This is a genomic window from Veillonella caviae (assembly GCF_003992125.1).
GTDB lineage: Bacteria > Bacillota > Negativicutes > Veillonellales > Veillonellaceae > Veillonella > Veillonella caviae.
Map to the genome: position 1 here is coordinate 113,988 of NZ_RQUY01000003.1, position 15,373 is coordinate 129,360.

Below are 15,373 nucleotides of genomic sequence, written 5' to 3' on the forward strand. Positions count from 1 at the left end.
TTCCTATGCACTCAATAAATGAACGGAAACTATTTCGAATATCCGTTATTTTTCTACTAGTTGCGTTACTCGTAGTTAGTATGTTTATCTCTTTGGTCTTTGGCGCTACTACAGTATCTTTAGGAGATATTTGGCACACATTATGGGCTAGTGAATTGACGGATTCCGCATCACAGATTATTTGGAATATTCGATTACCTCGTAATATTGTGGCCGCATTAGTAGGTGCTTGTTTGGCTACGTCGGGTGCTATATTACAAGCAGTTATGAAAAATCCTTTGGCAGATCCACAAATCGTCGGTGTTTCATCTGGTGCGGGTCTTATGGGGGTTATCATTTTAATTTTATTTCCTGGTTATGACTACTTAGTGCCGATGGTTGCTTTCTTAGGCGCCATGGGTGCGGCTCTTATGGTATATGCATTGGCCTGGAAAAATGGCATACGCCCAAGTCGTATTATTTTAGCCGGTGTTGCCGTATCAGCATTCCTCGGTTCTGGTATTTCGGCGCTTCTCGTATTTTTTGGAGATCGTGTACAAGGTGCATTGCTCTGGATGGTAGGGGGGCTTGCAGCGCGCAGCTGGCCTCAAGTGGAGGTCTTGTTGCCTTATGCTATAGTGGGGCTTATTTTTGCTTGCATGGGGGCTAAACGTCTTACTATATTGAGCCTTGGTGATGAAACCGCGAAGGGGCTTGGCCTTAAGGTAGAACAAACGAGATTTATGATGACGGCTGTGGCAGCACTGCTCGCTGCAGGTGCAGTGAGCATCGCCGGTCTTATTGGCTTTGTGGGACTTGTGATACCACATATATTACGTCTTATTATTGGCAATGATTACGCTTATTTATTGCCTGGTTCTGCACTGTTAGGTGCCTTTATTCTCGTCATTAGCGATACTGTAGGGCGTGTGGTATTAAGTCCTATTGAAATTCCTGTAGGTATTATTATGGCCTTTTTTGGGGCGCCGTTCTTCTTGTATTTGCTACGGAGGGATGCATGATGGATCAGATAGTATCAAAAAAACGTATGCAAATTGAGACTGAGTTTACAAATGGAATACATGAGGATAGTTATTTTTTGCCAAATGAGCAAGGTATATCGAGTGCTATTGATGTATATAGTGTGTCTGTTACATTAGGACATCGCCAGATTTTAGAGAATATTACATTATCCGTACCACAGGGGCAAATTACGACACTTATCGGACCTAATGGTTGTGGTAAAAGTACTTTATTACGCACTATGATTGGTTATATTTCTAGCCCTTCTGAACATGTACAGATTTTTGGTAAATCTCTACATAGGTACGAACAAAATGAATTAGCAAAACAAATGGCCTTTTTACCACAAGTACCGGATATGCCAAAAGATATGACCGTAGAAGAGCTAGTATATTGTGGACGCTATCCGTATCAAAAATGGTGGAAAAATACCGCTAAAGAAGACCGCGAAATTGTAGATAGAGTACTGCATATTACTAAAACAACTCATCTGCGAGAGCAATTAATTCCATCCTTATCTGGTGGTGAACGTCAACGTGTATGGATTGCTATGGCATTGGCACAAGAGCCGAAATTATTGGTATTAGATGAGCCGACGACGTATTTGGATATCAATCATCAATTGGAAATTATGGAACTATTGAAAACACTAAATAGAGAACAAGGTTTAACTGTTCTTATGGTGCTCCATGATTTAACACAAGCCATGCAATATTCTGACTATATGGCTGTTATTCAAGATGGGCGATTAGTAAAACGCGGACAACCTAATGAGGTGATGACTGAGTCACTACTATGTGATGTGTTCAATGTACATGGTGTCATTGAATATACGGATAATAAAGCATACGTAAAAATTCAAGGGCTTGTATAATGTAACCTTTAGTACGAGGACTTTCTATCATAAAAGTAAACAAAGAAGAGTGTACGATATCTCGATTTGAGTTATCGTACACTCTTCTTTGTTAGAGCAAAATATTAAGGGGTAAATAGTTAAAATGCTACATCTATCCCGTATGCATCTTTCACTAATCTAGCCATTGCCTCTGGTGTTTGCAATCCTGGATTTAGTAGGAATAGTTTAGATGGTAAATAGATGACACGATTATTTTGTACAGCTTTGAGATTGTTCCAGGCAGGATTATCTGTCATGGATTGTTTCATAGCCTTTGTTATGTCTGCTTCTTTTCCCATGGTAACAACAAAGATGATATCTGGATTGTCAGCGGCTAATGTTTCTAGCGAGTAAGGAACTGTTTTATCCGTCGTTGTACCAGCTAAATGATTACTGACCACATTTGTCATACCTAGCTCTTTGACCATAGAGGCAGTAATAGCGTTGTCGGTTTCGGCAGTGACACCTTTGCCAGTAGCACGCAATATGGCAACGCGAGCAGGTGTTTGTGATTTGATAGCATCTTTTATTTTGTTAATATTATTTTCATAATTGGTAATGACAGATTTTGCTTTATCCTGATGGTTCGTCAATTCACCTAGAAAGGCAAGGAGAGGTACATTATCGTTGATGCCCTCATAATTGATTAAGATTGTCGGTATATTGCTAGATTTTAATTGGGATTCGTATTTTTGATGTTGGCTCGTAAGACCCAACACTACATCAGGATGTAATCCGATGAGTTGTTCCATATTGATATTCGCTGTATGACCAACAGATGGTAAATTTTCTAAATTATCTGGTAATGTATCATTTGTTGTAACTCGGCTAATAGCGGTACCGTCAACGGCGTACAACATGGATAGAATGGAATTGGATAGAACAGAAATGTGTTGCGGATCCTTTGGTACCGTATAGGTGTCACCTTTAAAATCGACTTCCTTTGTAGTCGCAAAAGAGCTGGATGTGGATTTACCACACCCAGCTATTGCGAGAACGACCATGACCAAAGCGATACTGCTGAGCAGTAGTTTTTTCATAGTGTCTCCTTTGAGGACAAATATTGATTGTAATGAAAGTAGATAGGGTAGATTACAATCTATGTAAATAGACTCTAGGTAGAAAAATTATTTTTGTAATGCATCCCATGCTTCATTAGCACGTTCTACGAAGATATTACGGATGTCTTTATTTTCACCAAGACCGTGTATGTATGTATCTACCTTAAAACCTTCTTGTTCAAGAATGGATTTATGGGAATCTGGTTCGTCACCAGCCATATCATTATTAGCATGGTCACCAGCTACCATCATGAATGGCATCAATGTAACATGTTTAATTCCTTTTGCTTTTAATTGTGGAATTACTTGTTCAAGATTAGGAGTCCCTTCTACAGTGTAAATAAATACATTGTTAAGGCCTGCCATATCGACACGATCTTGAATAACTGAATAGTACGCATTGGAAGGGTCTGGTGTACCATGAGCCATGATGAGAATAGCATCATCTTTGCCTTGTTTAGGGAATTGAGATGATACGGCTTTCACAGTTTCCATAACTTCATCGGCTTGACCTTCTTGTCCCATCCAATACATCAATGGTGTGCCAAGAGTCATTTTTTTGAAATTATTTTTGTACAAATTGTACACTGCCACATCGTAATTATACTCCATACCAGGGATAATATCTAATGTAGTGAGTGCTACCCGTGTATAACCGTCTGCTTTTAATTGAGTCAATGCTTCCTCTGGGGTTGGGTAGGTAATGCCTTCTTTTTCTTGAATGCGGTCACGAATGATGTGACTGGTGAAAGCAGTTACTACCTTGGTATTAGGATGCGCGGATTGGATTGCATTTACTGTAGCATCGATAGTTTTTGCACGAGTATCTTTGAAAGTAGTGCCAAAACTCATGACTACGATAGCATCCTTATTCGCTAAATTCTGCATAGATTCAGTGTTATGCACACGAAGCCCAATAGTCGATGCTTCTTTTAATGCAGGCGTAGGATTTTTAACTTCTTCGTTTAATTGATACGCTGCGTGGCTTACAGCAGGCGCGCCTATACCTAATAGACATGCTAATGCAGCAGAAACTGCTAAGGATTTTTTTACATTGTACATGTGATTCACCTCATAATCTACAAAACTAATTTTACAGATTTAATGTGTATAAACTACAAGGTAATCGTAACAAAGGGGGATAGTGGTGTCAATAAACCCTATACCGGTAGGTGTATTCTGAAGTTGATAGATGTTGTATTGTGCGAACCTAATGACATCCTAATATATATGAATAGACGGTGGTATATGAAAAAATATTATAGCGCTATAAATACTAGTGGCACATTTGATTAGTAAGTAATTAATCAATTTCATATTGCAATTTAAGAATAAAACTATTTACAAAAAAATTAATTATGTTATTCTGGTGATACGTATTTCATGAATTTGTCATGATTAGTATTGTTAGAGTATGTTTATAGGAGAGTTTCGTGAATAAAAAACACTTAGTTCTTCTGAGTTTAGGTATATATAGTCTATCTATGCCTTTAATGGTTCAGGCAGCTGATCCTGTTATACCTATGATTCAACAAGAGCAATTACAACAAGACCGTGATGCTCAACGTGAACGTAGCTTACGCTTAGATGAAGAGCGTGTAGAGACTGTTGTTAGTGAGCCGGCACTTATAGACGTACCTTCTGATAAGAATGGTGCGTCTTTTTATATTAAACAAATACAGTTAGATGGTATGCCTAAAGAATTATCTTTTCTAAATAAGCTTACCCATAAGTATAAGCAAAAAAATGTAACTGTATCAGATATTACTAATATTCGTAATGCCTTCCAACGTAAATTATTGGATAAGGGGTTTGTAACATCTCAAGTCTATATTCCAGAACAAAATTTAAATGATGGAATATTACAATTAATGGTTATACCTGGTCGAGTGGAAGACATTCGTTATAGTGAGTCTTCGGTTCATGGACCTTGGCGAACTGCCTTAGTTGTACGACCTGGAGATATACTTAATATCCGTGATATTGAACAAGGTCTTGAGCAAATGAAACGTGTATCATCTCAATCCGTGACAATGAAGTTACTCCCAGGTAAAGCTATAGGTACATCTGTTATTGAGTTGTCAATCAAACAAGAAAAGCCAGTACATGGATCGATTAGTATTGATAATAGTGGTCTGGAATCAACAGGGATATATCAAGGTAGCTTTACTACCTCTTTTGATCAAGTTTTTAGAGCTAATGATACATTTACTATGTCATTATCAGGAGATTTTAGTGGATCAGGTAGTATAAAAGGAACTCGTGCAGCCAGTCTTAATTATGTTATACCTCATGGAAAGGATACCTTTAGTTTTAGTTTTTCTAAATCACGATATCATCAAATGATACAGTCCAATCCTTATGATTTCACATATAGTGGTAAGTCCACTACTATGAAGGCGAAATGGAATCATGTTTGGTCGCGTACACAACGTGAAAAACGTGCCTTTGATATTTCTATCAGTACACGTCATAATCATCGCTTTATCAATGATATGGAAATTCCGGTGCAAGCATTACGTACTACCTCAATGGAGTTTTGTGTTTCTAACCGTAAATATATTGGGAATGCTACGCTGTACTCTCGTTTAGGATTTCAATGGGGAATAGGTGCACTTGGCGCACAACCTGAACATAAGGCTTCTGTTGCCATGGGTGGTCCTACATCTAGATATCATATGTGGCTTGTAGATGTAGATTATCGAAAACCATTTATTATGGGCCATCGACCTGCATCCTTTACCTCTTCATTCCATGGACAGTGGGTGCAAGGTGGTAAAAGACTGTATAGCGTAGACACTATAAATATTGGTAACCGATATAGTGTCTATGGCTTCGATGGCGAATATACGCTTATGGGCGATAGTGGTTGGTATGTGCGTAATGAAGTATCATCTGTTATTCCTCGCCTTAATACAGAAGTATATCTTGGTCTTGATGTTGGGGCTATATATGGTAAAAGTACAGAAGCTCTAGTCGGCAGAACTATTGCAGGCACTGCGCTTGGTGTACGAGGTAACTATGCATCAGGTTTATTGTTCGATGCATTTGTTAGTACCCCCTTATATAAACCGGAAGGATATCATACGAAGAAGTTTTATAGCGGATTTACCGTAGGGTACAGATTCTAATCTCAATATAATTATGACTATATATGTGTTGAACTAGCATGTGTTGAGCTAGTATTTATATAATTGGAGAGTTGTATGTGTAAAACAAATCAAGAACGACGTACGCTAGGACGAAAGATAATGTCTTGGCTAACCCTTGGAGTATTTGTAGCATCTCAATCGATGGTATTGGCTGCACCAATTATGCCGGATAATAATGCTGTTATTACTGAACGACCGTTAGTTCAGGAAACTGCTAATCAGATTCCACTAGTTAACGTGACGGCCCCTACTAATGGTGGCGTCTCTATGAATAAATATGATCAATTTAATGTAGAGAAACAAGGGGCTATTTTAAATAACTCATATGTAACGAGTAAAACAGAACTTGCTGGTTATGTGCAAGGTAATAGTAACATGGTGAATGGTACTGCAAAGGTTATCGTAAACCAAGTTACATCAGATGCACCGACATCTATGAATGGTTATTTAGAAGTGGCGGGGCAAAAAGCATCTGTTGTGGTTGCTAACCCTAACGGCATTACCGTTAATGGTGGGGGCTTCCTTAATACGGAGCATGCTGTGTTAACTACAGGTAGACCAGAATTGGATGGTGCTGGAAATTTACAAAATTACCGTGTAGAACAAGGCAAAGTCTCTATTGAAGGTAAAGGCCTTGATGGGAAAAGTACAGATTCTGTGTCTATTTTGGCACGAACTATTGATGTAAATGCAGGTGTTTGGGCAAACAAACTTAATACTCGTACCGGACAAAATAATATTGACGCCAAGAATTTAAAGGCTACAACTTTAGATTTGTCGTCTACTGAAACAAAGCCAACTATTGGCTTAGATGTGGCTGCAGTTGGTGGGATGTATGCAAATCATATTACTATGGTTGGTACCGAAGCTGGTGTAGGTGTTAATCTGAATGGCGTAGTTGCAGGGGTTCAGTCTGTTTCAGTGGATGCTAATGGTCATTTATCTGTTAATGGTACACTTCAATCCGATACAAGTCTCGTGGCTAAAGCAAACTCTATACAGAATACAAAGACAATTGCTTCTGGTGGCGACTTGGGTTTAGAAACAAAAGAGTTAAGTAATACAGGGCATATTACATCCGTTAAAAATGGACATGTTAAGGTAAAAGAAAACTTAACTAACAAAAATACAATAGCCGCTGGTGCTAATACTCAAGGTGCTCTAACAGGTAATGGTTCCTTGACTATTGAGACTGGTACTGTTCGTAATACTGACGCAGTGATTGTATCTGGTGATACTACAACAATTAATAGTAAAGAAGTACATAATACAGAGAATGGTCGCATTTATGGTGGGAAGATAGCGATACAAACCAAGGTACTCGAAAACCGCAAGAATGTAGCGTTAGAATCTAAATTAGATGCGGCTATGGCAGATATGAAAGCAGCAGAAGATAAGCTTGAAGCAGCCTATGCTGTAGATACTACAGCTTTTACATCAAAAACTGAACAAGATAACTATTTGAACCGAATCAAAGAACTATCTTAAGTATATGATGAAAAACTTAAAGCTGTTAAGTTAGTACAACAGGAATTATCTGCTCATAAAGGGAGTACCATTGCAGGTCGAGAAGATGTAACTATTGAGGCGGACTCTATTTTAAATAGAGAAAAATCTCTTGTGTATAGTGGTGGCACTATGACATTGGATGGTCGAGACACATTGCACAATATCGGTGGTACTATTGAAGGAATTGGAAAGGGTATCATCCGAAGTAAAGACTATCAGAATAAGAACTCTTCTTTTACAGCTAAACGTGTTAGTCCTGAAATTGAAAAAGGTCTTTCTGGGGCAAGTAATGATGCTATGCTTACAGAGCAAGAAAATCAGATTTTAATTACAGATAAAAACCATAGTGAGCATGGTCAGACTTTTAAAGAGTCTGAGTTTAGCTCTTTAAATAGTGGTTATGGTGCAAACCATAATCGTGGCAATACTGCTCCGATGCCGATATATGATGCTGCAGAATATGTTACTATAGAACAAATTACACCTGAAGAGCAAGCGGCTGGCGAAGAAACAATTCCGGCAGAATATATTGGCACACAAGTACCATCATATGCCTATGATGACCCTATTTTTCAGGAATTTGGCATTACATCTATGACGACAGAGCGTCCTCAAGCAGCAGGTCCTGAACAAGAGGCATGGGATGCACAGTTTAAGCCTATTTTGGCATCATTAAATGATAAAATCAAAGTGCATAATGAAAAGGCTAAACTATATAACCAACAGATTTCTGGTGTGGCTAATGAAAAAATAGACGATTATACTATAATTCGAACTAAAACAATGACCTCTAACGAAGAGGTTAAAAACAGTACACCAGGTGTTGTACGCTTTGGTGGAGATGTGTCATTCACCGGAAATGGAACTAATGAAAATAGTCAAATGGTTGTAGGCGGTACATTAACCACTATGGGTGCTATTAATCAAGTAGCAAAAGAAAATCAAGAAGTGACTAATATATTTGGTACCACAGAAGCATCGTATACCTATAAACGAAAATGGCCACATAAATCTAGACGAAGAGGTTATAAGGGTCAAGTATTTATGACTCCACAAGTGAATAAAGAAAATCCAATATCACTTGGGGTGGCTAAGAAAGAAGACAAAAATGGTAAGGCAAAAGGTGAGGTAGGGGCTAATCACCGCAAAGAGGTACAAGACTTCTTAAATCCATTTGCACAAGATAGCAGTAATGATGTATCTAAACCAACAGCAGGAACTAATATTTTGGCATTGCCTACAGAATCTTTGTATAGAATACATCCTGAAAGCACTGCTAACTATGTAGTTGAAACAGATCCGCAATTTACGAATAAAAAAGTCTTTTTATCATCCGATTATATGTATAAAGAGATGAAAACAAAGCCTGAGAATATTGAAAAACGACTAGGCGATGGCTTGTATGAGCAGACCTTAGTTAGAAATCAGATTGTATCTGGAACAGGGTATAGATTTCTTGATGGGTATACAGATGATGAAAGTCAATTTAAAGCTTTAATGGATGCCGGTATTGTATACGCCAAACAACATGGTATTGTTCCAGGTGTAGCGCTGACGGCAGAACAAGCAGCTAGTCTCACTAGTGATATGGTCTGGCTTGTAAAAGATGTTGTTATGGTAGAGGGTAAACCTGTTGAGGTGATCTATCCTAAAGTATACCTTAAACAAAGTGATAGATTGCAGTTACATACTGACGGAACCTTAATTAGTGCTAATACATTAGTTATGAATGCAAAGAAACGTATTCATAATGAAGGTGTTATTCAAGGTAAAACAGTAGTTCTTGCATCTGATCAAGATATTATTAATAGCGGTCATATTAATGCAGACAAAGTTGGTTTGCAATCGGATACAATTATTTACCAACAAGGTCAAATTGTTGGTCGTGATGCTGTAGGATTACAAGCAAAAGAGAATATCACTTTTAACAATTCTATTGAGCATTTAACAAACCAAGATGTTTTACATAAAACGGCGGGTATTGCTGTAACCGGTGATACAGGCGTTATGATCGTATCTGCTGGTAATGACGTAAACCTAGGTGGTGCAACTATTGAAGCATTAGGTAAAGAAGGGGCTATCACTATTACAGCTGGACGTGATATTAATAGTACTACAGATACTCTTACAGGCAAAAAAGATATGACTCAAGATGGCGATAATTATTTACGAACCTATCGTCAAACTGAGCTGGGAACGACAATAGAAGCTGGTGGAGATATATCTATTGGTGCTAAACATGATATTAAGGCTCGTAATTTGACCGTTAGCAGTGACTCTGGTGCTGTAAAAGTGATTGGTGAACATGATGTATCCATTGAAAATGGCTATAGTGATTCTAAAGATGTATTTGCGTTAAAATACAAAGAAAAAGGCCTTCTTAATAAAAAAGAAACTAAGATCAAAACGAATGATGAATCTAAAAATGCATTAATGAGCACACTTAGTGGTCATACTGTAGTGGTGGGTGCTAATAACGATGTGACACTTACATCTTCTAATATAGTGAGTACTGCTGGAACATCTGTATTAGCAGGTCATAATGTAATAACTGATGCAGCAGCAGAGCATACGCTAAGTACCGCATCTAAAGATGTAAAAAAATCTGGTATTATGGGGGCCGGCATGGGTATCATGATTGGTAAAAAACAATCGAAAGATAACTACTATATCGATGAAACTACTCATAAAGCTACTACTTTAGGATCTACTGATGGTGAGGTTACTGTACAAGCTGGTGATACAGTTCATTTGACTACCACAAATGCGGTAGGCAAAGATGGTGTTGTCATAGTAGCTCAAGATATTATATTAGATGGTAAAGATGACGTATATAAACAAGAGGAGCGTCATGAGCGAAAGTCCTCTGGTTTAACGGTAAGTTTAGGTGGCAGTGTTGTTGAAAAAATAGATAGTGCTGTAAAAAAACAACACAGTGCATCTGATAGAAGAAACAGTCGCTTTAAATCATTAGAAGGTAAACAGTCTATAGATCGATTACTCTTTGCTATTGGTGAAGCAAAGCAAATTGTTGATAGAAGTTATAATGGCCAAATGAGAGCTATTAATTCACAATTGGAACGTGTCAATGCTGATATAGTCAATACACCAGAAACTGACTCAACTAAGTTAGCAGAGCTCAAGGCTAAACAAGAGCTTTTATTGAAAAAACGAACTACTTTAGAAGAGAATAAAGGAATTGTTGATAGAGCCACTGATAGAGCAGTAGATAGAGCTGTTAATATACAAGTTGGCATTGGATCAAGTAAAAGTGTAGCTGAATCGAAATTAGAACGCTATACATATTCTAGTGGTGCTATTGATTCTGATGGAACTATTTTACTTCATGCTAATAGTGCAGATTCAATTAAAGGTAATATTACTGCAATTGGTGAACAAATTAAAGGTAAGACCGTACAACTAACTGCTTCAAATACTATTAATTTGGAGGCCGGTTCAAATACGCAACGTGTTGAAACAAATAGTAAGTCTAGTGGCTGGAATGTTTCTGCCAATATTGGTATGAGAACTGGCGGGCTCGTAGGTTGGTCGGCGTCAGCTTATAAAGGAACAGAGAATGGCATAGAAGATAGTACTATTCATACTGGTACACATGTTGTAGGTTCTAACAAGGTATCTATTACAAGTGGAAATGATACGAACCTTACCGGTTCTACTATTTCTGGGAAAAGTGTAACAGCGAATGTAGGTAATAATCTTACTGTAGAAAGCTTACAAGACAGTCAGATTTATCATGAAACATCCAAGAGTAAGGGGCTATCTATATCTGGTGCAAATTTTATATCTCAACCTACGATTAATGGTATTAATGTAAAAGGCAATATTGATAGTACTTATACAAGTGTTACAGAGCAATCTGGTATTCATGCAGGTAGTGATGGTATGAATCTTGCTGTTGGCAATATGACAACATTAAAAGGTGCCACTATAACTAGTAAGGCTACACCTGAAAAAAATAAGATGTCTACCAAATCTCTTGTTATGGAAGATATTCATAATGAAGCTTCGTATAAGGCTAAAAAGTCTGGGATAGCTATGAACGCATCTGGATTGACAGCAAAGGGTGTTCTCGGTAAAATCAATCCGTTGGGACTATCTCCGGTAGTTTCTATTCCAGTATCAGATGAGGTCCAATCTACTACAAAATCTGCTATTAGTGATGATATATTGGTAGAAGTAGAGCATAAACCACTTACTACTATTAATAGAGATACTGAACATGCACTCAATAGTATTAAACCTATATTTGATAAGGCTGATGTAAAAGAACGTATGGAGTACGTTAACGCTGTATCTGACGAAGGGTTTAAATTAATTGGGGATATTGCAATGAAGCAAGCTCAGAAGTATGAAGAAAAAGCAGCCATTACTACTGATGAAGCTCTAAAAAAACGATACCAAAAAGAAGCTGATAAATGGAAAGATGGCGGTATTTATAAAGTTGCCTTACATGGCGGTTTTGGTGCAGTAGTCTCTAATATGGCTGGAGGCTCTAGCTTAGAAGGATTTACAGTATCTAGTGCTAACGAGGTGATGGTAGGAGCTATTGCTAAAGAATTAGCTAAACATCCTAATAGTACAGCAGACGCTAATGGTAAGTATGTTGATAATTCTGATGTATATAAAATTGCTAGTGCAATCTTAGGTAATACAGTTTCGCACTCTTCATTAGGCGCCGGTATTTCACTATCTGCTACACAGAATAATTATTTGACACATGAGCAAATAAAATTATATAAACAGGAATATTCAAAAGCAAAAAGTAATGAAGAGCGCGAAGCGATAGACGCGAAGTGGCAAAAAATTTATTTTCAACAAGCTCGTGAAATTCTTGATGAGATGTATGCATTACACAATAAAATAATTAAGGATGAAGTCGGTGTTAATAATCCTAGTAAGGTATCAGAGTATTATAATGCTGTAAGAGCTTTGTTTGCACGGCATGGGTATTATTTTAAAATGGGTGATTTACCAACCTTAGATCTTAATGAAAATGGGTATAGAGGTTATAAATCATCATTTAAAACTTTTGGGTTACCACGTAATGGACGAAGCTCTATATTTAAATCGATAGGAATTAGACGATATTATGACAAAGATCTTACTCCGTTGGATAGAGAGAAATTAGGCTTTGTTAAGCGTAATGAAAATATAACTCCTAAGACTATAATTAAACCTGGATTTGTTTGGACTAAAGATGATTTAGGAAAGTCAGTTGCTCAAAATGTATTATCAGAGGTAGGAAATCAACCATGGGTTGGATATGTGTATTATGCGGAGAACGCATCAAAATTTACTCGAACTGTAGCGAAAGTTGGAGGGCCTGTTTCAATAGGTTTCTTACTTAACGATATGCGAAATGATTACCAAATGTACAGTGGTCGAGAACTAGTTAAAGCTTGGAGTGCTAATTTAATTCCTGTGGGACTTGGAATTGGCGGCGGTTTTGTTGGAGGTTTTGCTGCTGGTCCTGCAGGTGCTTTTGCTATTGGTGTTACTGGAGCAACACTTGGCGATCGCGTTAAAGATGAAATTAAATTTAATTTGAAAAAGGATGTAGATAAGTAATGTATCAAGATTTGATTATAATATTTGGGATTATATTTCTCATATACAAACTTATTACGCATGAAGGTAAGCTTAGTTTAGCTAGAGTTATTGCAACGGTTTCTATTATTGTCGGTTGTGGATTAGTATTGCTGAGTAAACTGATATCTCCATTTATTTTACTATTTTGGTGGCTAATTTGTATCGGTATTTCTTTAATAGGAATGTATTTTGTGCCAAGTAGTGAGAATTATGATGAGGATAAAACTCAAAAGCATCAAAAGCTATATAAAGGGGCTTTATACTCCTGGATATTTATGATAGCTTTATATATTTTTCTATACATTTTGATTTATTATTAACTATATCCTTGTTATTGAGGGGAGTGTCAATAATTTTGTGTAAACGTCTTTTTAGGTGTTTATTCCATCCTTCAATTAGATTATTAGAATATAATGACGGTCTAATGGATTCAGGAAAGTCTAAAAAGTGAATAAAACAGTAATATCGGATAATGTATTCGTAATCTTAGGGTGTTTAGACGACCACGTTTCTAAAATCTACTAGGTGCTGCTGTAAAAGGACGCATAGTCTAATCTTCAGTGATAAGTATATACTGAATGGTTTAGAACTATAGCGTCCTTTTATTTTCCGTTTATTTGGGGTAAGTGAAGCTGTTTTAGATATGTCAAAAAGATATGAGAGAATTTATTTCATGCGAATATTAAAGCTGTTGGTGAAACAATTTCAGGTAAAACAGTCAAATTAGTGGCCTCTAATGATGTATCTTTACGAGCAGCAACAAATACAAGTGAAAAACTTGAAAATTCTAAGAGTAAAGGTTGGTCTGTTGGGGCTAATATTAGTGTTGCTGGCGGCGGTACACTAGGTTTTGATGCAAGTGCTAATGCTGCAAAACAAAAGAGTAATACAAAGGTAACAACACATACTGGTACTACTGTTGTAGGTTCAGATGTTGTTGTTATTACCTCTGGAAAGGACACCTATATCAGTGGTTCCAAGGTAGTTGGTAAATCTGTAACAGCAGACGTAGGTGGAAATCTTTCTATTGAAAGCTTACAAGATACAAAGACATATGTAGGTGAAAGCTCTAATAAAGGGTTTAGTGTATCTACAAATGCGGGTTCTCTAAGTAATGTATCTATGAGTTCAAGCAAAGGTAAAATGAAAAGTGATTATGCAAGTGTTACTGATCAAGCGGGTATATATGCAGGTGATGGTGGATTTGTAATTAACACGGCTGAAACAACATCATTAAGAGGGGCTGTTATAGATAGTGTAGCAGACTCTAATATAAATAAATTATCCACTAAATCATTAGATGTTAAAGATATTGAAAATACTGCAGAATATACGTCTCGTAATGTAGGTATGAGTTATAATCACGTAGGTAATTTTAAGAACCTTAGTAAAGCAGGAAAAGATGCTGTGTGGAATACATTAGGCACATTACCTAATTTGTTACCAGATTCTAGTAAATCTAATTCTTCCACTACAAAATCTGCTATTTCAAATAGTATAATAGAAGTACGAGACGCTGACTTTAATATGCAAACCTTGTCTCGAGATACAAAAGATAGCTTGAATAAGCTTGATGAAATCTTTGATAAAAAGAAAATTGAAGAACGTCAAGAATTATCTAAGTTATTTGCAAAAGAAGCCTTTGGACAATTACATAATTGGAATCCAATCTCTAAAGAAGGTAAAGCTGCGAAAGCAATAGCCCATGGTGTAGTCGCTGAAGTATCTGCCCGTATGGCAGGGAATAAACCGGGTAATGGTTTTTATGCTGGTGCTACCAATGAAGCATTAATTGGAGAAATTCAAAAAATTGCAAAAGAGAAACCTGATGTAGCTCAATCATTAAGTGCATTACTAGGTGCTGCTGTAAATGGTAGTTTAGGTTATTCCCCTGTAACAGGTGCAGCTGAGGCACAATATGGGACTAAATGGAATCAATTGAGTGATGGTCAAATTGAGTATTTAAAATCTGCAATTCTTCAGAATCTTGATAATAATGGCAGTGTCGAAGAATTAATTCGTATACTTGAAAATGGTGCAACATTAGGTTATGCTCAAGAGGCTGGAAATCCTTCTCGTAGAAAAAATGCAGATGGAAGTTATGCAGTTAGAGCTGAAGGTAAATTCTATGGTGATGATATGTT

At 37.1% G+C, this 15,373-nt stretch carries 10 protein-coding genes; 7 read left to right on the forward strand and 3 right to left on the reverse strand.

All coding sequences use genetic code 11. The annotated features are described in order from the left end of the window. Positions 1–5: 5 nt before the first annotated feature. Together EO120_RS02205 and EO120_RS02210 are read left to right on the forward strand one after the other, a co-directional pair. On the forward strand, positions 6–1,001 hold the full coding sequence (locus EO120_RS02205) for a FecCD family ABC transporter permease (RefSeq protein WP_127133876.1): 996 nt from the start codon (positions 6–8) through the stop codon (positions 999–1,001). A gap of 95 nt (positions 1,002–1,096) precedes the next feature. Further along, positions 1,097–1,876, forward strand: coding sequence for an ABC transporter ATP-binding protein (locus tag EO120_RS02210; RefSeq protein ID WP_127133885.1), 780 nt, complete (start codon positions 1,097–1,099; stop codon positions 1,874–1,876). 119 nt (positions 1,877–1,995) lie between these two features. Here the strand turns inward: EO120_RS02210 and EO120_RS02215 are convergent, their stop codons facing one another. Further along, positions 1,996–2,937 carry an ABC transporter substrate-binding protein gene (locus tag EO120_RS02215; RefSeq protein ID WP_127133877.1) on the reverse strand — a complete coding sequence of 314 codons (942 nt, stop codon included), beginning with the start codon at positions 2,935–2,937 and terminating at the stop codon, positions 1,996–1,998. Positions 2,938–3,024: 87 nt separating this feature from the next. After that, positions 3,025–4,020, reverse strand: a complete 996-nt coding sequence (locus EO120_RS02220; RefSeq protein ID WP_127133878.1) for a sirohydrochlorin cobaltochelatase — start codon at positions 4,018–4,020, stop codon at positions 3,025–3,027. A 371-nt stretch (positions 4,021–4,391) separates the two neighbouring features. On the opposite strand from EO120_RS02220, the gene EO120_RS02225 reads away from it, so the two are divergent. From EO120_RS02225 to EO120_RS02235, 4 genes are all read left to right on the forward strand, one after another. Then, positions 4,392–6,089, forward strand: coding sequence for a ShlB/FhaC/HecB family hemolysin secretion/activation protein (locus EO120_RS02225; protein WP_127133879.1), 1,698 nt, complete (start codon positions 4,392–4,394; stop codon positions 6,087–6,089). Positions 6,090–6,164: 75 nt separating this feature from the next. Then, on the forward strand, positions 6,165–7,598 hold the full coding sequence (locus tag EO120_RS09280; RefSeq protein ID WP_241234850.1) for a filamentous hemagglutinin N-terminal domain-containing protein: 1,434 nt from the start codon (positions 6,165–6,167) through the stop codon (positions 7,596–7,598). 150 nt (positions 7,599–7,748) lie between these two features. Then, positions 7,749–13,208, forward strand: coding sequence for a hemagglutinin repeat-containing protein (locus EO120_RS02230; protein ID WP_241234851.1), 5,460 nt, complete (start codon positions 7,749–7,751; stop codon positions 13,206–13,208). Further along, a complete protein-coding gene (locus EO120_RS02235; protein ID WP_164725711.1) occupies positions 13,208–13,549 on the forward strand; it encodes a hypothetical protein in 342 nt (113 codons plus the stop codon). Before EO120_RS02230 ends, EO120_RS02235 begins: the two co-directional genes overlap by 1 nt. Here EO120_RS02235 and EO120_RS09360 read toward each other — a convergent pair. Then, a complete protein-coding gene (locus tag EO120_RS09360) occupies positions 13,503–13,703 on the reverse strand; it encodes a transposase (protein ID WP_420906947.1) in 201 nt (66 codons plus the stop codon). The two genes, EO120_RS02235 and EO120_RS09360, sit on opposite strands and share 47 nt — an antisense overlap. Before the next feature lie 252 nt (positions 13,704–13,955). On the opposite strand from EO120_RS09360, the gene EO120_RS02245 reads away from it, so the two are divergent. Further along, a partial coding sequence (locus EO120_RS02245) for a hemagglutinin repeat-containing protein (RefSeq protein ID WP_241234852.1) occupies positions 13,956–15,373 on the forward strand: 1,418 nt, incomplete at its 3' end.